The organism is Geodermatophilaceae bacterium NBWT11, from assembly GCA_014218215.1.
GTDB lineage: Bacteria > Actinomycetota > Actinomycetes > Mycobacteriales > Geodermatophilaceae > Klenkia.
This window is the reverse complement of record CP043652.1, coordinates 3,205,520-3,227,988: the sequence shown is the minus strand read 5'-3', so window position 1 is coordinate 3,227,988 and position 22,469 is coordinate 3,205,520. Positions and strand designations below refer to the sequence as shown.

The 22,469-nt window shown below is 74.2% G+C and carries 23 protein-coding genes; 7 read left to right on the top strand and 16 right to left on the bottom strand.

Annotated elements, in window-relative coordinates:
* Positions 1-24: 24 nt before the first annotated feature.
* The 7 genes from F1C76_15600 to F1C76_15570 form a co-directional block, all read right to left on the bottom strand.
* Positions 25-474: a hypothetical protein gene (locus tag F1C76_15600; GenBank protein ID QNG37817.1), complete on the bottom strand. Its 450-nt coding sequence runs from the start codon at positions 472-474 to the stop codon at positions 25-27.
* The gene (locus F1C76_15595) at positions 471-869 is read right to left on the bottom strand and encodes a pilus assembly protein (GenBank protein ID QNG37816.1); all 399 of its coding nucleotides are present in this window, start codon (positions 867-869) and stop codon (positions 471-473) included. Before F1C76_15595 ends, F1C76_15600 begins: the two co-directional genes overlap by 4 nt.
* Entirely contained in the window at positions 862-1,062 is a 201-nt protein-coding gene (locus F1C76_15590; GenBank protein ID QNG37815.1) for a hypothetical protein, read from the bottom strand. Before F1C76_15590 ends, F1C76_15595 begins: the two co-directional genes overlap by 8 nt.
* Positions 1,063-1,093: 31 nt before the next feature.
* Entirely contained in the window at positions 1,094-2,035 is a 942-nt protein-coding gene (locus F1C76_15585) for a pilus assembly protein TadB (protein ID QNG37814.1), read from the bottom strand.
* Positions 2,032-2,889, bottom strand: coding sequence for a type II secretion system protein F (locus F1C76_15580; GenBank protein ID QNG39291.1), 858 nt, complete (start codon positions 2,887-2,889; stop codon positions 2,032-2,034). The genes F1C76_15585 and F1C76_15580 overlap by 4 nt, the downstream gene beginning before the upstream one ends.
* Positions 2,890-2,891: 2 nt before the next feature.
* Positions 2,892-4,130 carry a CpaF family protein gene (locus tag F1C76_15575; protein QNG37813.1) on the bottom strand — a complete coding sequence of 413 codons (1,239 nt, stop codon included), beginning with the start codon at positions 4,128-4,130 and terminating at the stop codon, positions 2,892-2,894.
* 300 nt (positions 4,131-4,430) lie between these two features.
* Positions 4,431-5,390, bottom strand: a complete 960-nt coding sequence (locus F1C76_15570) for an NADP-dependent oxidoreductase (GenBank protein QNG37812.1) — start codon at positions 5,388-5,390, stop codon at positions 4,431-4,433.
* A 95-nt stretch (positions 5,391-5,485) separates the two neighbouring features.
* Between F1C76_15570 and F1C76_15565 the strand changes: the two genes are divergently transcribed.
* The gene (locus F1C76_15565; protein QNG37811.1) at positions 5,486-6,790 is read left to right on the top strand and encodes a glycosyltransferase; all 1,305 of its coding nucleotides are present in this window, start codon (positions 5,486-5,488) and stop codon (positions 6,788-6,790) included.
* Positions 6,787-8,745, top strand: a complete 1,959-nt coding sequence (locus tag F1C76_15560) for a glycosyltransferase family 39 protein (protein ID QNG37810.1) — start codon at positions 6,787-6,789, stop codon at positions 8,743-8,745. The genes F1C76_15565 and F1C76_15560 overlap by 4 nt, the downstream gene beginning before the upstream one ends.
* Positions 8,746-8,748: 3 nt before the next feature.
* Here F1C76_15560 and F1C76_15555 read toward each other — a convergent pair whose 3' ends face one another.
* Complete coding sequence (locus tag F1C76_15555) at positions 8,749-9,342, bottom strand: hypothetical protein (protein ID QNG37809.1); 594 nt, start codon at positions 9,340-9,342, stop codon at positions 8,749-8,751.
* 73 nt (positions 9,343-9,415) lie between these two features.
* Complete coding sequence (locus tag F1C76_15550; GenBank protein QNG37808.1) at positions 9,416-11,812, bottom strand: hypothetical protein; 2,397 nt, start codon at positions 11,810-11,812, stop codon at positions 9,416-9,418.
* A gap of 29 nt (positions 11,813-11,841) precedes the next feature.
* Here F1C76_15550 and F1C76_15545 point away from each other — a divergent pair, with 29 nt between their 5' ends.
* On the top strand, positions 11,842-12,783 hold the full coding sequence (locus tag F1C76_15545) for a L,D-transpeptidase (GenBank protein QNG37807.1): 942 nt from the start codon (positions 11,842-11,844) through the stop codon (positions 12,781-12,783).
* Positions 12,784-12,793: 10 nt separating this feature from the next.
* Here the strand turns inward: F1C76_15545 and F1C76_15540 are convergent, their stop codons facing one another.
* Positions 12,794-13,354, bottom strand: coding sequence for a hypothetical protein (locus F1C76_15540; protein QNG37806.1), 561 nt, complete (start codon positions 13,352-13,354; stop codon positions 12,794-12,796).
* Between the two features lie 20 nt (positions 13,355-13,374).
* Positions 13,375-14,574: an acyl-CoA dehydrogenase gene (locus tag F1C76_15535; protein ID QNG37805.1), complete on the bottom strand. Its 1,200-nt coding sequence runs from the start codon at positions 14,572-14,574 to the stop codon at positions 13,375-13,377.
* 112 nt (positions 14,575-14,686) lie between these two features.
* Between F1C76_15535 and F1C76_15530 the strand changes: the two genes are divergently transcribed.
* A complete protein-coding gene (locus F1C76_15530) occupies positions 14,687-15,409 on the top strand; it encodes a hypothetical protein (GenBank protein QNG37804.1) in 723 nt (240 codons plus the stop codon).
* Positions 15,336-15,854, top strand: coding sequence for a DUF4190 domain-containing protein (locus tag F1C76_15525; protein QNG37803.1), 519 nt, complete (start codon positions 15,336-15,338; stop codon positions 15,852-15,854). The genes F1C76_15530 and F1C76_15525 overlap by 74 nt, the downstream gene beginning before the upstream one ends.
* 47 nt (positions 15,855-15,901) lie before the next feature.
* Here the strand turns inward: F1C76_15525 and F1C76_15520 are convergent, their stop codons facing one another.
* The 3 genes from F1C76_15520 to F1C76_15510 all read right to left on the bottom strand — a co-directional run bounded on the left by F1C76_15520 (position 15,902) and on the right by F1C76_15510 (position 18,685).
* A complete protein-coding gene (locus F1C76_15520) occupies positions 15,902-16,855 on the bottom strand; it encodes a CoA ester lyase (GenBank protein QNG37802.1) in 954 nt (317 codons plus the stop codon).
* Positions 16,856-16,907: 52 nt separating this feature from the next.
* Positions 16,908-17,768, bottom strand: a complete 861-nt coding sequence (locus tag F1C76_15515) for an EamA family transporter (GenBank protein ID QNG39290.1) — start codon at positions 17,766-17,768, stop codon at positions 16,908-16,910.
* 68 nt (positions 17,769-17,836) lie between these two features.
* Positions 17,837-18,685, bottom strand: coding sequence for a PhzF family phenazine biosynthesis protein (locus F1C76_15510; protein ID QNG39289.1), 849 nt, complete (start codon positions 18,683-18,685; stop codon positions 17,837-17,839).
* Between the two features lie 122 nt (positions 18,686-18,807).
* On the opposite strand from F1C76_15510, the gene F1C76_15505 reads away from it, so the two are divergent.
* Both F1C76_15505 and F1C76_15500 read left to right on the top strand, forming a co-directional pair.
* Positions 18,808-20,046 (top strand): CBS domain-containing protein, encoded by a 1,239-nt coding sequence (locus tag F1C76_15505; GenBank protein QNG37801.1) that lies wholly within the window; start codon positions 18,808-18,810, stop codon positions 20,044-20,046.
* Complete coding sequence (locus F1C76_15500) at positions 20,039-20,596, top strand: DUF1003 domain-containing protein (protein QNG37800.1); 558 nt, start codon at positions 20,039-20,041, stop codon at positions 20,594-20,596. Before F1C76_15505 ends, F1C76_15500 begins: the two co-directional genes overlap by 8 nt.
* 9 nt (positions 20,597-20,605) lie before the next feature.
* Here F1C76_15500 and F1C76_15495 read toward each other — a convergent pair whose 3' ends face one another.
* Both F1C76_15495 and F1C76_15490 read right to left on the bottom strand, forming a co-directional pair.
* Positions 20,606-21,868 (bottom strand): hypothetical protein, encoded by a 1,263-nt coding sequence (locus tag F1C76_15495; protein QNG37799.1) that lies wholly within the window; start codon positions 21,866-21,868, stop codon positions 20,606-20,608.
* 83 nt (positions 21,869-21,951) lie between these two features.
* On the bottom strand, positions 21,952-22,458 hold the full coding sequence (locus tag F1C76_15490; GenBank protein QNG39288.1) for an SRPBCC family protein: 507 nt from the start codon (positions 22,456-22,458) through the stop codon (positions 21,952-21,954).
* Between the last annotated feature and the right edge of the window lie 11 nt (positions 22,459-22,469).

Sequence of the window (22,469 nt, the reverse complement as noted above, 5' to 3'; positions counted from 1 at the left end):
GTCACCCCACCCGTCCCACCAGCCTCACGGGTCGACGTAACGGTCCCGTTCGACCACGAACTGGCCGGTGGCGGTGTTGGCGTCGATGAACTCCGGGAGCAGGGGCACCCGGACGGTCACGGTGACGCAGACGCTGAACTCCTCCCCCGGCACCAGCGCCGGCTGGTAGCCGCCGTTGGTGGCGGTGCACTCCACCCCGGCCGGCAGGTAGGCGATCCGGACGTCGGTGGCGTCCACCGACTGGTCCTCCACGGCGAGGGCCACCGCCGCCTCGGCCCGGGCGGCGCCGGTCACCGGGTCGGGCGCGGTGCCGATCGCGCGGCCGGCCTCCCGGGCGGCGGCGTCGGCGGCGAAGACCCCGCGCTGGACGGCGCTGAACCCGGCGACCAGGTAGACCAGTGGCACGAACACGACCAGGGCGATGAAGACGAACTCGACGATCGCCGAGCCGCGTTCGTCGTCGTCGCGCCTCACGCGCCCTCCTCCACGGCCCGCCCGGTGACCTGCAGCGGCAGCAGCTCCCCCAGGGCGGCCAGCAGCGTGGGCACCTGACCGGAGCAGCGGACGACGACCAGGGTCAGCCCGGTGCCGTCGGTCTCCGGGACGCTGGTGCACCGCAGCCCGGCTGCGGTCTGGGCGCTGGTGGCCGCGGCGACGACCTCCAGGGTGCGGTCGGCCCCGCCGGCGGCCGGCACGTCGGCGTTCGCCGCGTACCGGGCACCCTCCTGGGCGCTGGCGGTGACCACGTTGCGGACGTGCACGTAGACCGCGACCTGCAGCACCGCCAGCAGCAGGACGACGACCAGCACCGAGACGAACACGAAGTCGACGACGGCGCTGCCGCGCTCGCGGTCCTCCCGCTCAGCCACCGCCGCTGGTGACCGAGGACAGCGCGTTCTGCACCGCGGTGACGATGGCCTCGCGGAACGGGACGAGGATCGCCAGCACCAGGGCGGCGGTCATCACGGTGATCATCACCCAGCCGGGCACGTCGCCCCGCTCGGGGTCCCCGCCGCGCAGGCGGGTGACCAGCGCGGCGAGCAGGACGGTCAGGACGGGCATGCGGTGCTCTCCTCGGGTTCCACGGACGCCCTCACTGGGCGAGGGTGACGATGCTGATCAGCCCCGGGAACAGGGCGAACAGGACGGTGACGGGCAGGACGAGGAAGACGACCGGGACCATCATCTGGATCTCCTTGGCCCCACCCGCCTCCAGCAGTCGGCGCTTGCCGGCCTCGCGGACGTCGGCGGCCTGGGCCCGGAGCACCTCGGCCAGCGGCGTGCCGCGCTCGACGGCCACGATGACGCCGTCGACGAAGCGGGCCAGGGCGTCCAACGACGTCCGGTCGGCCACCTGCTGGAGGGCCTCGACCAGCGGCACGCCGGCGCGGGCCCGGCCCAGGGCGCCGCCGAGCTCACGGGCCAGCTCGCCCCCGGAGAGACGGGTGACCCGGGCGATGGCGGCGGTGGGGCTCTCCCCCGCGGTCACGGCCAGCGCGAGCAGCTCGGCGACCACGGGGAACTCGGCGAGCAACAGCTCCTCGCGCCTGCCGACCTGCTGGGTCAGCCACCAGTCCCGGCCCAGCACCCCACCCACCAGGCCCGCGACGCAGAGCAGCACCGCCGACAGCACGTTCACGCTGCCGGCGAGCACCGACCCGACCGCGGTCAGCACGGCACCGCCGAGCAGGCCCAGACCGCCCCACACCACCTGCTCCACCCGGAAGTCCTCGACGGTGCTCTCGGCGGCCAGGGCGTCCAGCCGCCGGCGGACCGCCACGCGGCCACCGAGCAGCCGGTCGACGAACCGGGCGCCGTCGCCCAGCGCGGGCCCGAAGACCCGCCGGGCCGCGGAGAGGAGTCCGGGCTGGGTGGCGGTGCCCAGCAGCCGGGAGGGCGGCGGGGTGTCCTGCACGTACGGGGCGAGCCGGTCGACCAGCCGGACCGGGCGGGCCGGCGGTGCGTAGGCCAGCAACAGGACCAGCCCGGTGGCCGCCGTGAGACCCAGCAGCACACCGGTCAGACCGGCGCTCACTGGAGCACCCGCAGGTCCTGGGGCAGTCGACCGATCCGCAGCATGAGCCGGTAGGCGGCCACGCAGACCACCCCGCCTGCCACGAGGATCGCCGTCCCGACCGGGCTGTCGTAGGCGGCGAGGGTCTGCTGTTGGGTGGCGAGCAGCAGGAGCACGACCCAGGGGGCACCGACAGCGAGCCGGGCCGCCTGCACGACCCAGCCCTGCCGGGTCTCCAGCTCGGCGCGGGCCCGGGCGTCCTCGCGGAGGAAGCCGGCCAGGGTGCGCAGCACCCGGCCCAGGTCGCTGCCCCCGACCTCGCGCGCCACCCGCAGCGTCTCGACGATCCGGTCACCGACCGGGTCGGCCAGGTCGGCCTTCAGCCGGTCGAGGGAGTCGGCGAACCGGCCGGTGGCCCGGTGGTCGGCGGCGAACCGGCCGAACGGGGCGCGCAGCGCCTCGGGGCCGCGGACGGCGAGCGCACCGAGGGCCTCGGGCAGGCTCAGGCCGGCCCGGACGGCGGACGCCAGGTTGTCCACCACCTCGGGCCAGACCTCACGCAGGTCCGCGCGGCGCTTGACCGCCAACCGCTTCACCAGCAGGTGCGGCGTCGCCGCCCCGAACCCGCCGAAGACCAGGCTGATCGTCACGGTGCTGGTCGTGACCAGCACCAGGACCGCGACGGCCAGCCCGAGCGCGACCTGGAGGGCCACCAGCTGGGCGGGGTTGATGCCGGTGAGCCCGGCGGCGGACAGCAGCTGCTGCCGGCGTCCGGGACGCCGGGGGCCGGTCCGCTTCTGCGGTGCCCGCGGTCCGCTGCGCCAGACCAGCAGCAGGCCCACGCCCAGGCCGAGCCCGAGCAGTGCACCGGACACGCTCACCGGCGGTCCCCGAGCAGGGCGGGCAGGTCCAGGCCGAGGGCGGCGTAGCGCTCGGGGTGCGGCGGGTGCCCGTCGGCGCGGACCAGCCGACCGTCCCGGGTGGTGAACACGTCGGCGGTCTCCACGACGGTGCCCTCGGTGCGGCCGGGCAGTGCCACGACCTCCCGCACCCGGCGCTGCCCGGAGGGGTCGTTGCCCACGTGCACGACCAGGTCGACGCTGCTGGCCACCGTCGGCACCACGAAGGCGTGCCCGATGTTCTCCCCCGCGAGCAGCGGGAGCGTGCACATCTTGACCACGGCCTCGCGGGCGCTGTTCGCGTGCAACGTGCACATGCCGGGGAGCCCGCTGTTGAGGGCGATCAGCAGGTCCAGGCACTCCTCCTGGCGCACCTCGCCCACGACGAGCCGGGAGGGCCGCATCCGCAGCGCCTCCTTCACCAGGCGGCGCAGCGGGATCTCCCCGGCGCCCTCGAGGTTGGCCTGCCGGGTCTGCATGGCCACCACGTCGGGCAGCGGCACCCGCAGCTCGAAGACCTCTTCCGCGGTGATCACCCGCTCCCGGGCCGGGATCGCGGCACACAGGCAGTTCAACAAGGTGGTCTTGCCCGCCTGCGTCCCACCGCTGACCAGGATGTTCAGCCCCGCCGCGACCGAGGCCTCCAGGAAGCGGGCGACCTGCGCCGGCAGGGTGCCCAGCGCCACCAGCTCATCGAGGGAGTGCGCCTGCAGCACGAACTTCCGGATGTTGACCGCCATGTGCCGGCGGGTGATGTCGGGGATGACCACGTGCAGCCGCGAACCGTCGGGCAGCGTGGCGTCGACGAAGGGCGTGGACATGTCGATCCGTCGGCCCGACGTGCGCAGCATCCGCTCGACCAGGTCGGCCAGCTGTCCCGCGCCCAGGATGGTGGTGGTCAGCTCGCTGCGGCCGCGGCGGGCGATGAAGACCCGGCCCGGTTCGTTGACCCAGATCTCCTCGACCTCGGGGTCGTCGAGCCACCGTTGCAGCGGGCCGAAGCCGGCCACCCGGTCCAGCACGTCGCGCACCACGGTCTCGGCGTCCACGATCGGCGGCAGCGCCGAGGACATCGAACGTTCGGAGTAGTCGGCGACGACATCGCGGACCAGCACCCGGATGGGCGCGGGGTCGGTGAAGGGATCCAGCCCGCGCCGCCGGATCAGCTCCCGGACCTCGCCGTCGACGACGTCGAGCGCGCTGGAGACGGTCGGCACGGCACCCCCGGGAGACCAGTCGACGAGACGGTGGGACTGCCGGGACCGTACGGGTCCAGAAGGCGCTACGGGAGCCTGACCAGGGCATCTGTGGACAACTCACGATGGGTCACCACTCGAACGGGTGAACCGCGACCGGCGGGTCAAGTGCCTCGGACATCGGGACGGGGGCAGGGCCCCGACGTCGTCGGTCCCTCAACGGTGGGGTCGGTGCACGCCGTGCACATCCTGACCGGTGCGCCACGCCGCGGCGCGGGGACGCAGCGCGTCCGACCGCACACGCGGCGCGACGACGAGGGGTCAGCTGAAGTCGAGCACCAGCCGGCCGCGCACCCCGCCGGCCTCGAGCCGGGCGTGCGCGGAGGCGGCCTCGGCGGCGGGCACCACGTCGGCCACCCGCAGGGTGACCGCACCGGACTCGGCCTGCTCGCGCAGCCGGTCCAGGGCGGCCCGGTTCTGCCCGTAGTCACGCACCATGACCGGCTCCATCCGGATGCCCCGGCCCAGGTGCTCCTCGGCGTCCTCACCGCGGTAGCCGCGCACGGTGGAGACCACGCCGCCGTCCGCGACCGCCGGCAGCACCTGTGCACCCTGCACCGAGCCGTCGGCCAGCCCGTCGACGCCGTCGGGGTACTGCTCGCGCACCTCGGCGGCGAAGCCCTCGCCGCGAGGCAGCACGACCTGCGCCCCGAGGGAGCGGACCAGCTCGGTGTCGGCCTCGCTGGCGTCGGCGACGACGGTCAGCCCGTCGGCGACGGCCAGCTGCACGACGTAGCCACCAAACGAGCCGGCCGCTCCGGTCACCGCGAGCACCTGGCCCGGCTGCAGCGCCATCCTGTCCAGGGCCAGGCGCGCGGTGAGGCCGTTCATCGGCAGCGACGCGGCGGCCGGGAAGTCGACCCCGGCCGGCACCGGGACGACGGAGTCCGCCGGCAGCGCGATCTGCTCGCGGTACCCGCCGTGCGCACCCTCGGGGACGACGATCGCCATCACCGCGTCGCCCACGGCGAGCGGGGTGTCGGTGTCCGGGCCGATCTCGTCGACCACCCCGGCGACGTCCATGCCCGGGATCCACGGCATCTCCTGCGGGGCGCCCTTGCGCTGGGCGTACGTGCCGTTGCGGGCGTACGTGTCGGTGGGGTTGACGGCGGCCGCGCGGACGGCGAGCCGCACCTCCCCGGGGCCGGCGTGCACCTCCGGGACGTCGATGACGTGCAGGGCCTCGGGCCCTCCGAACTCGGTCACTCCGGCTGCTCTCATGTCCGGTGCAAGGCGGTGACCGGGTCCGGGGATTCCACAGCCGGCGTGCAGCGACATCGCGGTCGACGACCAGCAACCGGACCGACAGTGCCCCCATGTCCACGCTGACGGCCCCGGCCGAGGCCCGCCCCGACCCCGCCGACGGGGCCACCGACCAGGTCCCGCCGACCCCGGTGCTCGACGTCGTCGTCCCGGTGCACGACGAGGAGGACGGCCTCGAGCCGTGCCTGCGCCGGCTGCACGCGCACCTGGCCCGGCTGCCCTGGCCGTCCCGGATCACGGTGGCCGAGAACGCCAGCACCGACGGCACCCTGGCCGTCGCCCGCCGGGTCGCCGCCGAGCTGCCCGGGGTCGTCGTCCGTGTCGAGAGCGACCCCGGCCGGGGCCGGGCGCTGCGGGAGGCCTGGCTGGCCAGCGACGCCGCGGTGCTGGTCTACATGGACGTCGACCTCTCCACCGACCTCGCCGCGCTGCTGCCGTTGGTCGCGCCCCTGATCAGCGGGCACTCCGACCTGGCGATCGGCACCCGGCTGGCCGGCTCGGCCCGGGTGGTCCGGGGCGCGAAGCGGGAGCTGATCTCGCGCAGCTACAACCTGCTGCTGCGCGGGACGCTGGCCACGCACGTGTCCGACGCGCAGTGCGGGTTCAAGGCCGTGCGCGCCGACGTCGCCCGGCGGCTGCTGCCCCTGGTCGAGGACACCGGCTGGTTCTTCGACACCGAGCTGCTGGTCCTCGCCGAGCGCAGCGGGCTGCGGATCGCCGAGGTGCCGGTCGACTGGGTGGACGACCCCGACAGCAGCGTGCACATCGTGGCCACCGCCCGGGCGGACCTGGCCGGGATCGTCCGGATGTCCCGGGCACTGGCCCGTGGTCGGCTGCCGGTCGCCGACCTGCGGGCCCAGATCGGCCGCGGCCCGCTGGTGGAACCCGCCGTGGACGGCGTCCCACCCGGCCTGGTCGGCCAGCTGGTCCGCTTCGCCGCCATCGGGGCCCTGTCCACCGCCGCGTACCTGGCGCTGTTCCTGCTGCTCCGCGGGGTCGTCGAGGCCCAGCCGGCGAACCTGGTCGCACTGCTGGTCACCGCGGTCGCCAACACCGCGGCCAACCGGCGGCTGACGTTCGGCGTCCGGGGTCGGGACGGCGCAGGACGAGCCCAGCTGCAGGGGCTGGCCGTGTTCGCGCTGGGACTCGCCCTGACCAGCGGGGTGCTCGCCGGGCTGCACGCCTGGGACCCGCACGCCTCCCGGCTGGCCGAGGTCGGCCTGCTGGTGACCGCGAACGGGCTGGCCACGCTGCTGCGGTTCGTGCTGATGCGGGCGTGGGTGTTCCGCTCCGGGTCGGCCGTGCGGCGGACCGTCGTCGTCCCCACGCCGATCGCCCTGCCCTCCCTCGCCCGGTGAGTGCCGTCCTGGACCCGCCGGTCGCCCTCGACCCGGCCGCCTCCCCGCAGCAGCCGGAGGCGGCCGCGGCCGACCCCCGGTGGGTGCGCCCCTCGCTGGTCGCGCTGCTGTCGGCGACCGGACTGCTGTACCTGTGGGACCTCAGCGCCTCCGGCTGGGCCAACGCGTTCTACGCCGCCGCCGCCCAGGCCGGGTCGCAGAGCTGGGAGGCCTTCTTCTACGGCTCCTCCGACGCCGCCAACGCGATCACCGTGGACAAGCCGCCGGCATCGCTGTGGGTGATGGGGGCGTCGGTCCGGCTGTTCGGGCTGAGCTCGTGGTCGGTGCTGGTGCCCCAGGCGTTGATGGGCGTGGCGACGGTCGGGGTGGTGTACCTCGCCGTGCGCCGCGTGGTGGGGCCCGGGGCCGGGCTTCTGGCTGGTGCGGTCCTGGCGACCACGCCGGTCGCCGCGCTGATGTTCCGGTTCGACAACCCGGACGCGCTGCTGGTCCTGCTGCTGACGACCGCCGGGTACGCGCTGGTGCGGGCCACCGAGACGGCGAGCCGGCGCTGGCTGGTCGCGGTCGGGGTGCTGATCGGGTTCGCGTTCCTGGCCAAGATGCTGCAGGCACTGCTCGTGGTCCCCGGGTTCGCGCTGGTCTACCTCGTCGCTGCCCGCACCACGCTGCGTGCCCGCATCGGCCACCTCCTGCTCGCCGGGGTCGCCCTGGTGGCCGCGGCCGGCTGGTGGGTCGCGGTGGTCGAACTCGTGCCCACCGACTGGCGGCCCTACATCGGCGGGTCGCAGACCAACTCGGTGTGGGAGCTGGTCTGGGGCTACAACGGCCTGGGCCGGCTGACCGGCGACGAGACCGGCAGCGTCGGCGGCGCCGCAGGGTGGGGCTCCACCGGCGTCGGGCGGCTGTTCGGCGTCGACATCGGCGGGCAGGTCGCCTGGCTGCTCCCCGCCGCGCTGCTGCTGGTGGTCGGCGGGCTGGTCGCCGTCGGCCGGGCGCCGCGCACCGACCGCACCCGGGCCGCGCTGCTGACCTGGGGCGGCTGGCTGCTGGTCACCGGCGCGGTGTTCAGCCTGATGGCCGGCATCTTCCACGCCTACTACACCGTCGCGCTGGCCCCGGCCGTCGCGGTGCTCGTCGGCATCGGCGGCGGTCTGCTGTGGGAGCGGCGCAGCGCGCTGGGGCCGCGGGTGGTGCTGGCCGTGACCACCGTGACGACCGCCGCCTGGTCGTGGGTGCTGCTGTCCCGCACACCGCTCTTCCTGCCCTGGTTGCGCTGGGTGGTGCTGGTCGCCGGAGTGGTCGCGGGGCTGGGGCTGCTCCTCGCGCACCTGCGCCGCCGGTCCCTGCTGGTCGGCGTCGTCGCGACCGCGCTGCTGGCCGGGCTGGGCGGCCCGGCCGCCTACGCCGCACAGACCGCGGTCACCCCGCACACCGGCGCCATCCCGAGCGCCGGTCCGACCGCGTCCGGCGGCTTCCTGCACGGCGGGCACGTCGCGTTCGTCCCGCGGGTCCCGCACACCAGCGGGGGGACGGCGGGACACCCGGTCACCACGTCCAGCGTGCCGCGCGCGGGCTCGGGCATCGGCAACCTGCTCGACGCCGGCACCCCCAGCGCGGCGGTCACAGAGCTGCTCCGCCGCAACGCCTCGTCCTACACCTGGGTCGCCGCCACGATCGGCTCCAACAGCGCGGCCGGGTTCCAGCTGGCCAGCGGGCACCCGGTGATGGCCCTCGGCGGCTTCAACGGCAGCGACCCGGCGCCGACGCTGACCGAGTTCCAGCAGGACGTGGCCGACGGGGAGGTGCACTGGTTCATCGCCGGCGGGGTGGGGATGGCCAGCTCCAGCGGTTCGGACGAGGCGCACCACGTGCAGACCTGGGTGGAGGCGCACTACGCGTCCACCGTCGTCGACGGGGTGACCCTCTACGACCTGAGCCGGCCGCCGACCAGCTGAGGCTCAGGGGGTCCAGGGGGCGAAGAGGTCCGCGGCCACCCGGTCGGGGGTCCGGTAGGTGAGCTGCTCCCCGTCGTGCAGCCGGACGACGACGACCACCGGGTCCGACTCGCTGGGCCGGTCGGGAGCGGTGACCTCGACGGTGCTGACCTGCTCGCTGCCCACCCGGCGGACGCCCTCGAGCGCGTCGGCCATCTCCTGCGAGGAGCCGGCCACCCGCCACAGCCGCGCGCCCGCTCGAGCCCGCACCTGCCGTCCGGCCCCGCGGGCGGCGGCCGCCTGGTCCAGGTCCCCGTGCAGTTGGCGGCGGTCCCGGGCCCGGAACCGGGCGATCTGGACGGTGGATCCCACCAGCACCACCAGCGCGGCGACCCGCAGCCCCGTGGCGAGGGCGGGGGCGGTGTCCTCCAGCAGCCCGCCCAGCACGAACAGGCCGGTGAAGGCGGCGAGGAGGAACAGCAGCTGCCGGAGCTGGGACCGGGTGTCGGAGAGCCCGCGGGCGAAGCCCGGCAGCTCCACCCAGCCGTCGTCGAACACCGACAGCCGCCACCAGTCCCCCGCTGCGTCCTCGGCTGCGACCCAGCCCCGTCTGCCCACCGCAGCATCGTGCCCCGGAGACGGCAGTGGCGCCGTGACCCGAGGGTCACGGCGCCACTGGTGGGTGGGTCGGTCAGCCGGTGTAGTTCGGCTGCGCCGGCACCGGGCGGGCCGGCGGGGTGACGCCGCCGCCACCGGGAGCCGGAGTGACGGCGATCGCCGGCGCCTCGACCGAACCGGCGTCGACGTCGGCCCGACCGTCGCCGTTGCCGTCCAGGGGACGGGTCACGCCGCGCTGGTCGGTGTCGATGAGCGTGCCGCCCATCTCCTCCATGTCGTCGCCGAGCACGGGGAGCCCGGCGTCGATGACCGGGCTGCCGGTGGCCGGCAGCAGGGTCGGGGTCGGGCCGCCGTTGTCGGCGAGCTCACCGAGCTGGGGGTCGGAGACACCCGTGGTGTCGGTGGCCCCGGGCAGGGTGTTCGTGGAGAACGGGAGCGCGTCGTCGAGGACGTTGCCGCCCACCGACGTGACGCCGGCGTCCGCGTCGGCGCCGCCGTTGTCGGTCAGGACCGTGTTGCCGATCTCGACCGCACCCGCGATGCCCGACCCGTTGCCCGTCACCGTGGCGTGCAGCAGGCCCACGACCGCCGTGCCGGCGTTGAGCACGGCGCCACCGGCCCCTGCGTCCGCGGTGTTGTCGGTGATGGTCACGTTGATCGCGACCAGGCCGCTCTCCGGGGTGATGGTGCCGGCGCCGTCCTGGTAGAGACCGCCACCACCGTCGGTACCGGTCGCGGTGTTGCTCGCGATGGTCGAGTCGGTGACGGCCATGGAGCCCGCCCCGGAGTTCCAGAGCCCACCGCCCTCGACGGCGGTGTTGTCGGCCACCAGGGTGGTGTCGACGAGGACGGTGCCCTCACCGGTCAGGTGGAACCCACCGCCGTTGCCGGGAGCCCCGACGCCGGTGGCGGTGTTCCCGGTCAGCGCGACCCCGGTGAGGACCGTGCTGGTCGGCTCGACCGCCCCGACGAGCGGACCGGCCTCGATGCCACCGCCGGCGCGCACCGCGGTGTTGCCGTTGATGGCGGAGTCGATGACGACGACGCCCACGGTGCTGCCGTCCTCGGCCGCCGCGGCGTTGAGGTTCAGGATGCCGCCGCCGGAACCGAGCGCGCCGGTCGCGTCGTTGCCGCTGATGTCGCTGGTGTCGATCAGGACGTCGCCGCCCTCGGTGAAGACGCCACCGCCACCCTGGTCGGCCGCGGCACCGGTCGCCGTGTTGTTCGAGATCGTGGTGCCGGAGACGGTCAGGACGCCGGCGGCCGAGTTCCAGAGGCCACCGCCCTCGACCGCGGTGTTGTCCACGACCGTCGAGTCGACGACGTCGACGGTGCCGGCGCCGGTGATGTGCAGGCCACCGCCGTTGCCGGGCGGGCCGGAGACGGTGTTGCCGCCGAGCAGCACGTCGGTCAGCGTCGTGGTCGTGGCCGCTGCGGTGCCCGGGGCGAGCAGCGGACCGGCCTCGACGCCACCGCCGGCGCGGACCGCGGTGTTCTCGGTGATCTCCGTGCCGGTGACGGTCACGGTGCCGTTGACGTTCTGGATGCCACCGCCGGACCCCAGGGTCCCGGTGGCGTCGTTGCCCTCGATGATGCCGCCGGTGATCGTGACGGCACCGCCCTCGGTGAAGACGCCACCGCCACCCTGGTCGGCGGCTGCACCGTTGGCGGTGTTGCCCTGGATCGTCGCGTCGGTGACGGTGAGCGTGCCCCCCGCGGAGTTCCACAACGCACCGCCCTCGGCAGCGGCGTTGGCGCTGAACGTGCCACCGGTGACGGTCGCGGCCGCGGCACCCGTGATGTGCAGCGCGCCACCGTTGCCCGGCGCGGCAGCCGTCGCGTTGTCGGTGAAGTCCGAGTCCGACACCGTGGCCGAGCCGCCGGCGAGGACCTCGATGGCGCCACCGGCGCGCGAGACGCGGTTGCCCTCGAAGGAGGCACCGGTGACCGTCGTGGCACCGGCGGTGGCGATCGCGCCACCGCTGCCGGCCGTGGCGGCCGGCGCGTCCGGGTTCACCGCGGTGCTGTCGTTCATCGCCCCACCGCTGACGACGAGCGACGCTCCGGCAGCGACCCGCACCGCTCCACCGTTCTCGGTGCCGGGGGCGACGCCGTTGACGATCGTGACGTCGACGAGGGTCAGCGTCCCGCTGGCGACGTCGAAGAACCGGTCGATCGTGGCCGCGTCCAGGAGGGCGCCGTTGCCGTTCACGGTCAGGTCGCCGGTGATGTCGAGGTCACCGGATGCGACGTCGGCGTTCCCGGCTGCCCCGTCCAGGACGTAGGTCGCGTCGACGAGGTCGATGACGTCCACCTCGGCCGGGTCGTTCGTGTTGGCGGTCGCGATCTGCGTCCGCAGTTCGGCCAGGGTGTTCGCGGTGGTCTCGGCGGCGTTGGCCGGCAGGGGCGCGATGAGGAGCAGGCCGCAGACGACTGCGGCGGTGCTCAGGACAGGGGTGGTACGGCGCATGGAGCTCGTCTCGTCTCTGCATCGGGGCGATGGCGTTCACAGCGTGCTCGCAGGAACCTATCGGCACTTACGCAGGGAATCGGTACTGCGTTCACCCGACACCGGAGTTTCCGCGCTGCCGGGTGAACACCCGCCCCACCCCTATCGTCACCCCGGTGAACCGACTCCAGTCCCTGCTGGGCACCCCCCGTCGCCGGCTGGCGGCCCTGGGCGTGGTGCTCGTCCTCGTGCTGGCCGTGGTCCTCGCAGTCGTCCTGCCCGGCGGAGGGGACAGGACGACCGCGGAGGCACCGGCCACCACCAGCCCGTCGTCGAGCTCGCCGGAGGCGGCCCCGACGACGGAGGCTCTCGCCGGTCCGGTCTTCCCGACCACCGTCGCCTCGGCGACCACCGACCAGGTCGACGTGTACGACGCACCCGACGCCGATGCCGACCCCAGCCGCACGCTGGACGCGGCCGACGAGCTGTCCGGCCAGCTCACCTTCGTGGTCACCGAGCAGCAGGACGACTGGCTTCAGGTGCAGCTCCCGGTGCGCCCGAACGGGTCCACCGGCTGGATCCGCGCCCAGGACGCCTCGCTCAGCGAGCACGACTTCAGCATCGAGGTCCGCCTGTCCGACCACCGGATGCTGGTCTACCGCGGCGAGCTCACCCTGCTGGACACCCCGATCGGCGTGGGCACCGGTGACGCCCCCACCCCCGGCGGCACGTACTACCTGAAGGAGCTCCTCCAGCCCCCGAACCCGGCCGGCGGGTACGGGCCCTACGCCTACGGGCTGTCCGGCTTCTCCGACGTCTTCACCAGCTACTCCGGCGGCGAGGGCGTCATCGGCATCCACGGCACCAACGCCCCCGAGACCGTCGGCACCGACGTCAGCGACGGCTGCATCCGGGTGACCAACGAGGTCGTCACCCAGCTCGTCGACGAGATCGGGCTGCCGCTGGGCACCCCGGTGACCATCGTCGCCTGAGCCGAGCGGATCACCGGGTCCAGGGCGCGAACAGCTCGACGGCGCCCCGGTCGGGCGTGCGGTACGTGCGCACCGAGCCGTCCTGCAGCAGCACCGACACCACCACCGGGTCGGCGGGGGTGGCCGGCGTCCGGCAGTCCACGGCCCGGACGTCGTCGGCGCCCACCCGCACCCCCGGGGACACCCGGGCGACGTACTCGGCGGAGCTGCCGACCGGCCGCAGCACCGGCACGCGCCGACGGGTGACCCGGTGGTGCGGGGCGCGCGCGGACCGGTCCCGGGCCCGGAGCCGGGCGAAGAGCAGCACCGACACCAGCACCGCGGCCAGCGCTGCCGCCGACAGCACCAGCGACGTCTCGCTGCTGTCGGAGTCCAGCCGCCCGGCGAGCTGGGACAGCAGCACCAGGACGCCCAGGGAGCCCAGCAGCAGGAGCAGGGTGCGCTGCACGATGTGTCCGTCGGAGGGGGCGGGACCGAACCCGGGCAGCTCGACCCAGCCGTCGTCGAAGACCGCCAGCCGCCAGCGGTCCCCGGCCGGGTCGGTGACCGAGACCCACCCGCGTCGCGCCATCAGGTCACCGCCCGGGGGACTCAGCGCTTGCTGGCGTAGGTCTTGAGCAGACCCCGGCTGATGATCGTCTTCTGGATCTCGCTGGTGCCCTCGCCGATGAGCAGGAAGGGCGCCTCGCGCATGAGCCGCTCGATCTCGTACTCCTTGGAGTACCCGTAGCCGCCGTGGATCCTGAAGGACTGGGTGGTCACCTCGGCGCAGTACTCACTCGCCAGCAGCTTGGCCATGCCGGCCTCGACGTCGTTGCGCTTGCCGCTGTCCTTGAGCTTGGCCGCGTTGACCATCATCAGGTGGCTGGCCTCGACCTTGGTGGCCATCTCGGCCAGCTGGAAGGCGATCGCCTGGTGCTGGGCGATCTTCTTGCCGAAGGTCTCGCGCTGCTGGGCGTACTCGACGGCCAGCTCGAAGGCGCGGATGGAGATGCCGCAGGCCCGGGCCGCGACGTTGACCCGGCCGACCTCGACGCCGTCCATCATGTGCGCGAAGCCCTTGCCGGGCACCCCGCCCAGGATGTCGTCGGCGCTGGCCTGGTAGCCGTCGAACACCATGCTGGTGGTGTCCACGCCCTTGTAGCCCATCTTGTCGATCTTGCCGGGGATGCTCAGCCCGGGCTTGACCTCGCCGAACCCGGTGGGCTTCTCGACGAGGAACGTGGTCAGGTTCTGGTGGGCCTTCTCCCCGCCCTCGTCGGTGCGCACCAGCGCGGCGACCAGCGTGGAGCTGCCGCCGTTGGTCAGCCACATCTTCTCGCCGTCGATCGTGTAGCCGCCCTCGGCGTCCTTCTTGGCCCGGGTGCGGATCGCGGCGACGTCGGAGCCCAGCCCCGGCTCGCTCATGGAGAACGCCCCGCGCACCTCGCCGGTGGCCATCCGGGGCAGGTAGCGCTCCTTCTGCTCCGGGGTGCCGTGCTGGATCAGCATGTAGGCGACGATGAAGTGGGTGTTGATGACGCCCGAGACGCTCATCCAGCCGCGGGCGATCTCCTCCACGACCAGCACGTAGGTCAGCAGGCTCTCGCCGAGGCCGCCGTACTCCTCCGGGATCATGAGGCCGAAGAGCCCCATCTCCTTCATCCCGTCGACGATCTCCTGCGGGTAGGTGTCGGAGTGCTCGAGCTCCTGGGCCCGCGGGATGATCTCCCGGTCCACGAACGTCCGGACCGTGGACAGGATCTCGGTCTGGATCTCGGTCAGGTCGGCGGTCTGCGCCAGGCGGGTCATCGCTCTGCACTCCTCGGGGACGACGGTGTCCTGTCACCGGGGAGTATGCGGCAGGACACCGACGGTCCAGGCGTGGCCTCGACCACACCCGGAGCCGACTACCGTCGCTTCCGTGACGACCCGCCGCCTGCGCCTGCTCGCCCCGTTCGCCCTGGCCACGGCCCTGCTCGTGACGAGCTGCAGCAGCACCGACGGGGACGCCAGCCCGGCCGCCAGCAGCGCAACCAGCAGTTCACCGGCCGCGACGTCCCCGGAGCCGGCCCCGGCCGAGGCCGAGGAGTCCGCCGCGGCCGCGCTGGACCCGACAGCGGTGACCAGCCCGGACGAGGCCGCCCTGGCCTCGGCCCTGCGGGTCGCGGACCTGCCCGAGGGCTGGGACGTGCAGTCCAACCCCGTCGAGGACGGCGACCTCAGCGACAACCCCAGCTTCGAGGGCCTCTGTGAGACCTCGTTCCCCTCCGAGGCCCGCCGGACGGCGAAGTTCCCGGTGGTCGCGGTGGACGAGACCGGGTCCCCCCAGCTGACCAGCGAGTCGATCTCCTACGACGGCGCCGACGCCGCCGCCCAGGCCCTGGCCGAGCTGCGGACCGCCTTCGCCGGGTGCGAGTCCGCCGACCGCACCTTCGTGACCCCGCCGTCCGCGGAGGGACTGACCGCCGACTCCGTCGTCGTGCAGTACCAGCTGTCCACCGGCACGCCCCAGGTGATCGTGGCGCAGGCGCGCGGCACGGTCGTGTCCGTCGTCATCGGGGACGACCCGGATGCGACCCTGTCCGCGGCCCGCTCGATCGCCGCCCGGATGGCCCAGCTGCCGGCGGCGGTCATCGGGGCCTGAGCTCCACCACCCCGCGGCGAGGAGGACCCACGTGAGCGAGCCCCAGGACGGCTTCTACCGGGGCGACCCGCCGGTGCAGCGCGCCGCGCCGCCGGCCTCCTACGGCCCTCCCCCCGGGTACGGCCCTCCCCCCGGCTACGGCCCACCCCCCGGCTACGGCCCCCCGCCCGGGTACGGCCCTCCCCCGGGGTACGGCCAGCCCGTCTTCGTGGTGCGCCGCCCGACCAACACCACCGCGATCCTCGCGCTGGTGTTCGCCTTCGTGTTCGCGCCGGTGGGGCTGGTCCTGGGCATCGTGGCCCGCCGGCAGATCCGGCAGACCGGCGAGGAGGGCGACGGGATGGCGCTGGCCGGCATCATCATCGGCGGCATCGCGGCCGCCTTCTACGCCGTCTTCATCGTCATCTGGGTCGTCGCGCTGGTGTCGGTCACCAGCTCCTTCTAGGCGGACCCCCTCGCCGCACGGCGAGGGGGTCCGGCCCGGCAGCCCGCTCAGTCCTCCGGCGGGGTGAAGGACGACGTCCGGCTCATCCCGGCCGCCCGGCCCTTGCCGGAGATGACCAGGGCCATCTTGCGGCTGGCCTCGTCGATCATCTCGTCGCCGAGCATCGCCGAGCCCTTCTTGCCCCCGGCCTCGCTGGTGGCCCACTCGTAGGCGTCCAGGATCAGCTCGGCGTGGTCGTAGTCCTCCTGCGAGGGCGCGTAGATCTCGTTGGCGGCGTCGATCTGGCCCGGGTGCAGCACCCACTTGCCGTCGAAGCCGAGCATCGCCGAGCGCCTGGCGACCTCCTCGAAGGCCGGCACGTCCCGCACCTGGAGGAAGGGCCCGTCGATGGCCTGCACGCCGCGGGCGCGGGCGGCCATCAGGATCTGCATGAGGATGTAGTGGAACGGGTCGCCCGGGTAGTCCGGGTGCAGCGCCCCCACGACCAGGGACTTCATGTTGATCGAGGCCATGAAGTCGGCCGGGCCGTAGATGATCGTCTCGATCCGCGGGCTGGCGAACGCGATCTGGTTGACGTTGATGAGGCCCTGCGCGGTCTCGATCTGCGCCTCGATGCCGATCTTCCCGACCTCGAGGCCGTTGGCCTTCTCGATCTGGGAGAGCAGCATGTCCAGGGCCTGCACCTGGCCGGCGTCCTGGACCTTGGGCAGCATGATCGCGTCCAGGTTCGCCCCGGCGCCCCCGACGACCTCGATGACGTCCTGGAAGGTCCACTCCGTCGTCCAGTCGTTCACCCGGACGGTGCGGATCTTGTCGCCCCAGCCGCCCTCGTTCAGGGCGGCGACGATGTTCTTCCGGGCGCCGGGCTTGGCCAGCGGCGCGCAGGCGTCCTCCAGGTCCAGGAACACCTGGTCCGCGGGGAGGCCCTTGGCCTTCTCCAGGAACCGGGGGTTGCTGCCGGGGACGGCCAGGTTGGAACGACGGGATCGGAGCTCGGCCACGGTGCCTCCGCTGATCGGGGATGGGACGTGAACGGAGACTAACCAGCGGCCCTCAGGTGACGGGCTCGGTGGCCGCCACCGGCCGGGACGCCCGCACCACCAGGGCGACGCCGACGACGACGAGCACCATCCCCGGCAGCGCCAGCAGCGGGGGCAGCTGCTGCAGCAGCACCAGCGCCACGAGCAGCGCGCCGGGCACCTCGAGCAGGATGGCCAGCCCGACCACGGTGGGCCCGACCGTGGACAGCACCAGGTTGAACAGCGTGTGCCCGAGCAGCTGGGCGACCACGGTGATGCCGGCGATCAGCCACCAGTCGCGGGCGCTGAACCCGGTGAGCGGGATCCCGACGAGCAGCGCCGCGGCCGCGACGACCACCGCGCAGGTGGAGTAGCAGACCACCGCGTACGCCGAGGTGGACAGCCGCACCCGGGCCTTGGCCCCGGCCAGCACGTACCCGGCGGCGGCGATCGCCCCGAGCAGGGCCAGGCCGTCCCCGGCCAGCGCGCGCAGCGAGACGGTGACGTCGACCCCGGCGATGAGCGCGGCGCCGGCGACGGCCAGGGCGAGGCCCCACCACACCTGGGCCGGCAGCCGCACCCCGGACAGCCGAGCGGCCAGCGCCGTCCAGATCGGGGTGGTGGTGACCAGCGCGATGGAGGCCGCCACGGTGGTCATCGACAGGCTGGGCAGCCAGGCGGCGAAGTGGGCGGCCAGGAAGAGCCCGGCCACCACCGAGCTGCGCAGGTCGCGCAGCCGCAGCCCGGTCAGCGTGCTGCGCTCCCGGGTGAGCAGCACCGGCAGCAGGGCCGCCGCACCGGCCGCGTTGCGCCAGAACGCGATGGCCAGCGCGGGTGCGGCGACGAGGGCGGTCATCGGCCCCGACAGCGAGACCCCGACCACCGCGACGGCCATGATCACGACGTCGCGGGTGCCGGGCCGGTGCAGCGCCCAGGCGGGGTCGGCCGTCGTCGGCTCGGCTGTCACGCCGGGACGGCGATCGTGCCGCGGGCGACCGGGTGCACGGTGCCCTCGACGGTGGCGCCGACCGGCTGCCCGTCGACGACGGTGACGGTCCCGTCCAGCACCGAGGGACGACGCAGCACGGCACCCTGGTGCAGGCGGTAGCCCGTCGTCCCCTCCCCGGCCAGGCCCTCGGTGGCCAGCCAGACCCCGGTGCCCAGCGCGGCGGACCCGGTGGCCGGGTCCTCCTCCCACGACAGCCCCCCGGCGAAGACCCGCACCGTGTGCTCGGTGCCGGTCCCGCGCTCGAGCAGGGAGATCCCGCCCCGCACCTCGGGCAGCAGGGCGTCCAGGGCCCGGCGGTCGGGCCGGGCCCGGTCCAGCGCGCCGGGCCGCACGTCCAGCTGGGCGAACTCGAGGCCGCAGCCGACCAGGTGCGCCGGGCGCCCGGTGACGTCGTCCGGGGTGAGGCCGACGGCGGGCGCGAGGTCGGCCGCGGACGGTCCGGGCCGCAGCTGGACGGGCCCGCCGGTCAGCCGGGCGCCGTCCCCGGTGACCGCGACCGGCACCGTGCCCACCCCGCAGTGCTGCTGCACCACGCCGGCCGGCAGCAGGCCCAGGCGCACCAGGGTGTGCGCGGTGCCCACGCTGGGGTGCCCGGCGAAGGGCAGCTCGGTGTCGGTGGTGAAGATCCGCACCCGGTAGCCGCCGTCCCCGACGTCGGAGACGAACGTGGTCTCCGACAGGTGGAACTCCCGGGCGAGCGCCTGGCACTGCTCCGTGCTCAGCGCCCCGGCGTCCAGGACGACCGCGAGGGGGTTCCCGGCGAAGGGACGGGGCGCGAAGACGTCCACGACCTCGTAGGCCAGCTCGGCGGTCCGGGGTGTCACGGGCGCGACGGTAGCCTCACCGCTGGTGATCACCGTCGTGTGGTCGTGGGCCGCGCGGTGGCCCCGTGACCTGACGCGCGAGACCTGACGAGGAGGCCGCTGTGACCACGGTGACCAGGGCCTACGTCTCCCGGCTCGCCGGGCTGACCGTCTTCGACCCCAACGGCGACCGGGTGGGCAAGGTCCGCGACGTCCTGGTGGCCCTGCGGGTGGGCACCGCGGCGCCCCGGGTGCTCGGGCTGATCGTCGAGGTCGTGGCCCGACGGCGGATCTTCTGCCCGATGGGCCGGGTCACCGCCGTCGACGCGACCGCGGTGATGCTGGCCTCCGGCACGGTCAACCTCAAGCGGTTCGAGCAGCGCGCCGGGGAGACGCTCGTGCTCGGCGAGCTGGCCGACCGCAGCGTGACGGTCACCGAGACCGGGCGTCCGGCGACGGTCACCGACGCCGCGATCGAGCAGACCCGGACCGGTGACTGGGTGCTCTCCCGGCTCGCCGTCCAGGAGCCCGGGCGGCTGGGCCGCCGCGGGCACACCCACCAGCTGGCCTGGGACGAGGTCACCGGCCTGGGGCTGCCGCAGGTGGGGCAGTCGGCCGAGACGCTGATCGCCACCTACCGCGACCTCAACCCCGCCGACATGGCGCACGCCCTCCAGGACCTGCCGCTCAAGCGCCGGCACGAGGTCGCGGACTCGATGGACGACGACCGGCTGGCCGACGTGCTGGGCGAGCTGCCCGAGGCCGAGCAGATCGTCATCCTGGGCACGCTGAGCGAGAACCGGGCCGCCGACGTGCTCGAGGCGATGGACCCCGACGACGCCGCAGACCTGCTCGCCGAGCTGCCCAACGTCGACCGCAACCGGCTGCTGGAGCTGATGGAGCCCGACGAGGCCGAGCCGGTCCGCCAGCTGCTGAAGTACTCCGAGGACACCGCCGGCGGGATGATGACCAGCGAGCCGGTCATCCTCTCCCCCGACGCCACGATCGCCGAGGCACTGGCCCGGGTGCGGGCCCCGGAGCTCACCCCGTCGCTGGCCAGCCAGGTCTACGTCTGCCGCCCACCCTCGGCGACCCCGACGGGTCGTTACCTGGGGCTGGCGCACATCCAGCGGTTGCTGCGGGAGCCCCCCTCGACGCTGGTGTCCGGCGTGCTCGACGACCTCGAGCCGCTGCGCCCGGAGACCCCGCTGGCCGAGGTGACCCGCTACTTCGCCACCTACAACCTGGTCGCCGCCCCGGTGGTCGACCCGCAGGGCCGTCTCGTCGGTGCGGTCAGCGTGGACGACGTGCTGGACCACCTGCTGCCCACCGACTGGCGGGAGCGTGCCCGCCGTGGCTGACGGCGACCGCCGGCCCGAGACCGGCCGGCTCGACGTCCCGCGCAGCAGCCGGACGGCGTTCCAGTTCCTGCGGCTGGACCCCGACGCGGTCGGCAAGTTCGCCGAGGGCATCGCCCGGTTCCTGGGCACCGGCCGGTTCCTGGCCGTCCAGACGATCATCGTGATCGTCTGGATCGTGCTGAACGTGACCGCGGTGCAGCTGCGCTGGGACCCCTACCCGTTCATCCTGCTCAACCTGGCGTTCTCCACCCAGGCCGCCTATGCCGCGCCGCTGATCCTGCTGGCCCAGAACCGGCAGGCCGACCGCGACCGGGTGCAGTCCGAGGAGGACCGCAGCCGGGCCGCCTCCACCCGCGCCGACACCGAGTACCTGGCCCGCGAGCTGGCCTCACTCCGGGTGGCCGTCGGTGAGCTCGCGACCCGGGACTTCATCCGCGGCGAGCTGGCCCGGCTGGTGCCCGAGGACCTCAGCGAGGAGACCGCGGAGCGGCGCAAGAAGGAGCGCAAGCGCAAGCGCGAGCAGGCCCGCGAGGACGCCGGGAAGAGCTGACCGACGGCGTCAGCCCCACCCGGGCAGCACGAACACCGCCCACGCCAGGAGCGGGCCCAGCACGGTGACCGTGCCGGCGTAGCCCAGCATCCGCTTGTAGAAACGCTCCCGGTCGGTGCCGGCCGGGGCGTTGGCGAGCACCAGTGCCCCGTTGGTGGAGAAGGGGCTGACGTCGACCACGGTGGTGGCCACGGCCAGCGCCGCGACGAAGCCGATGGGGCCGATGCCGCCCTGCTGCAGGAACGGCAGCGCCAGCGGCACCATGACCCCGAGCATCGCCACCGACGAGGCGAACGCCGAGGCGATGCCGCCCAGGTAGCAGATCAGCAGCGCCGCCAGCAGCGGGACGCCGAGCCCGGCGATGCCGCTGCTGACCAGGTCGATCGTGCCGGCGGCCTGCAGCACGCCGACGTAGGTGAGCACCCCGGCGATCAGCAGCACCGTCGACCAGGCCACCGAGTCCACCGCCCGACGGGTGCCCTTCGGGTCCAGCAGGGCCAGACCCGCGCCGATCAGCAGCGAGGCGAACCCGACGTCGACCTGCCAGACCACCGTCAGCACCGCGAGCAGGAGGATGCCCGCCACCGTGGCGGCCTGCACCAGGGTCACCCGGGACGCCCCCGGGACCGCGTCGGCGTCGGGCTCGGCCGCAGCGCCCGGGGCACCGACGGCGACGGGGACCCGCCGGCGGCCCAGCCACACGGTCAGCGCGGCGGCGATCGCCAGGTTGAAGCCCAGCGGGGCCAGCGCGAGGGCGAGCGGACTGCCGGCGAGGTCGCTGTCGCGCACCAGGCCGTTGACGAAGCTGCCGTAGACGCTGATCGGCGTGAACGCCCCGCCCAGCGCGCCGTGGACGACCATCATGCCCATGTAGAGCGGGTCGATCCGGTGCCGCGCGGCGAAGCGCAGCGCGATCGGCGCGACGATGGCGACGGCGAAGAGCGCACCGATCCCGATCAGCACGGCGCTGACGGCGAACATCACCCACGGCACGAGGGCGACCCGGCCACCCACCGCGCGGACCGCCCCGGCGACCAGCAGGTCGACCGTGCCGTTGACCTGCGCGATGCCGAACAGGTACGTGATCCCGATCAGGGTCACCACGAGGTCGGCCGGGAACCCGGCCAGCACCTCGTCGGTGCTCAGACCGAGCACGACGGCGCCCACCAGGAACGCGGCGCCGAAGCCGAGCACGCCCATGTCGATCGGCAGCAGGGTGGCGATGACCAGGATCCCCAGCAGCACCAGCAGGGACAGGACCTCCGGTGACACGGAGCAGCCTCCTCGGGCTCGACGGTGCGGCCCGACCGGCTGTGAGCGGTGCCACGTTCGCGGACAGCCGACCAGAAGACCGGTCAGTCCGCTCCTCGGCCCCCGGCAGCCAGCCGGGCCAGGTTCAGCAGCTGCCGGCGCATCATCACGAGGTCCCCCCAGCACAGCGCCGCGGCCACCGGCCTCGGCAGCGCCTGCACGCGCAGGACGGCGACCAGCCGACTCGTCGCGTCGTCGTCCCCGGGGAGGGCGGCGTAGCTGACCGCCATGTCACCGGAGGCCCGGGCGACCGGGCCGGGCGGGAGCACCAGGGTCAGCTCCTCCCCCGGCACGAACGCGTGCACCCGGAACACCGTGGCCACCCGCTGACCCACCGCCAGCTCGTCCAGACCCGGGGTGAGGGTCTGCGGACTGCGCCGGCCGAGGTTGTCCACCAGGTCGTAGCTGTAGGGCGCCGCGCGCAGCTGGCAGAGCCAGCGGAACGCCACCTCGCGCGGGGCGGCGACGTCCACCCCGCGCAGCCAGCGCAGCGGCGCACCGGGTCGCAGCCCGTCGCAGCCGTACGTCGCGGCGACCTCGGCCGGGGTCACGCCCCACTGCT

What these genes read in the sequence shown, in the direction of transcription:
- F1C76_15570 (QNG37812.1), bottom strand. Translation starts at nt 5,390, where the DNA reads ATGAGAGCAGCCGGAGTGACCGAGTTCGGAGGGCCCGAGGCCCTGCAC.
- F1C76_15550 (QNG37808.1), bottom strand. Translation starts at nt 11,812, where the DNA reads ATGCGCCGTACCACCCCTGTCCTGAGCACCGCCGCAGTCGTCTGCGGC.
- F1C76_15535 (QNG37805.1), bottom strand. Translation starts at nt 14,574, where the DNA reads ATGACCCGCCTGGCGCAGACCGCCGACCTGACCGAGATCCAGACCGAG.
- F1C76_15590 (QNG37815.1), bottom strand. Translation starts at nt 1,062, where the DNA reads ATGCCCGTCCTGACCGTCCTGCTCGCCGCGCTGGTCACCCGCCTGCGC.
- F1C76_15525 (QNG37803.1), top strand. Translation starts at nt 15,336, where the DNA reads ATGCGACCCTGTCCGCGGCCCGCTCGATCGCCGCCCGGATGGCCCAGC.
- F1C76_15545 (QNG37807.1), top strand. Translation starts at nt 11,842, where the DNA reads ATGGCGTTCACAGCGTGCTCGCAGGAACCTATCGGCACTTACGCAGGG.
- F1C76_15565 (QNG37811.1), top strand. Translation starts at nt 5,486, where the DNA reads ATGTCCACGCTGACGGCCCCGGCCGAGGCCCGCCCCGACCCCGCCGAC.
- F1C76_15515 (QNG39290.1), bottom strand. Translation starts at nt 17,768, where the DNA reads ATGGCCGTCGCGGTGGTCGGGGTCTCGCTGTCGGGGCCGATGACCGCC.
- F1C76_15540 (QNG37806.1), bottom strand. Translation starts at nt 13,354, where the DNA reads ATGGCGCGACGCGGGTGGGTCTCGGTCACCGACCCGGCCGGGGACCGC.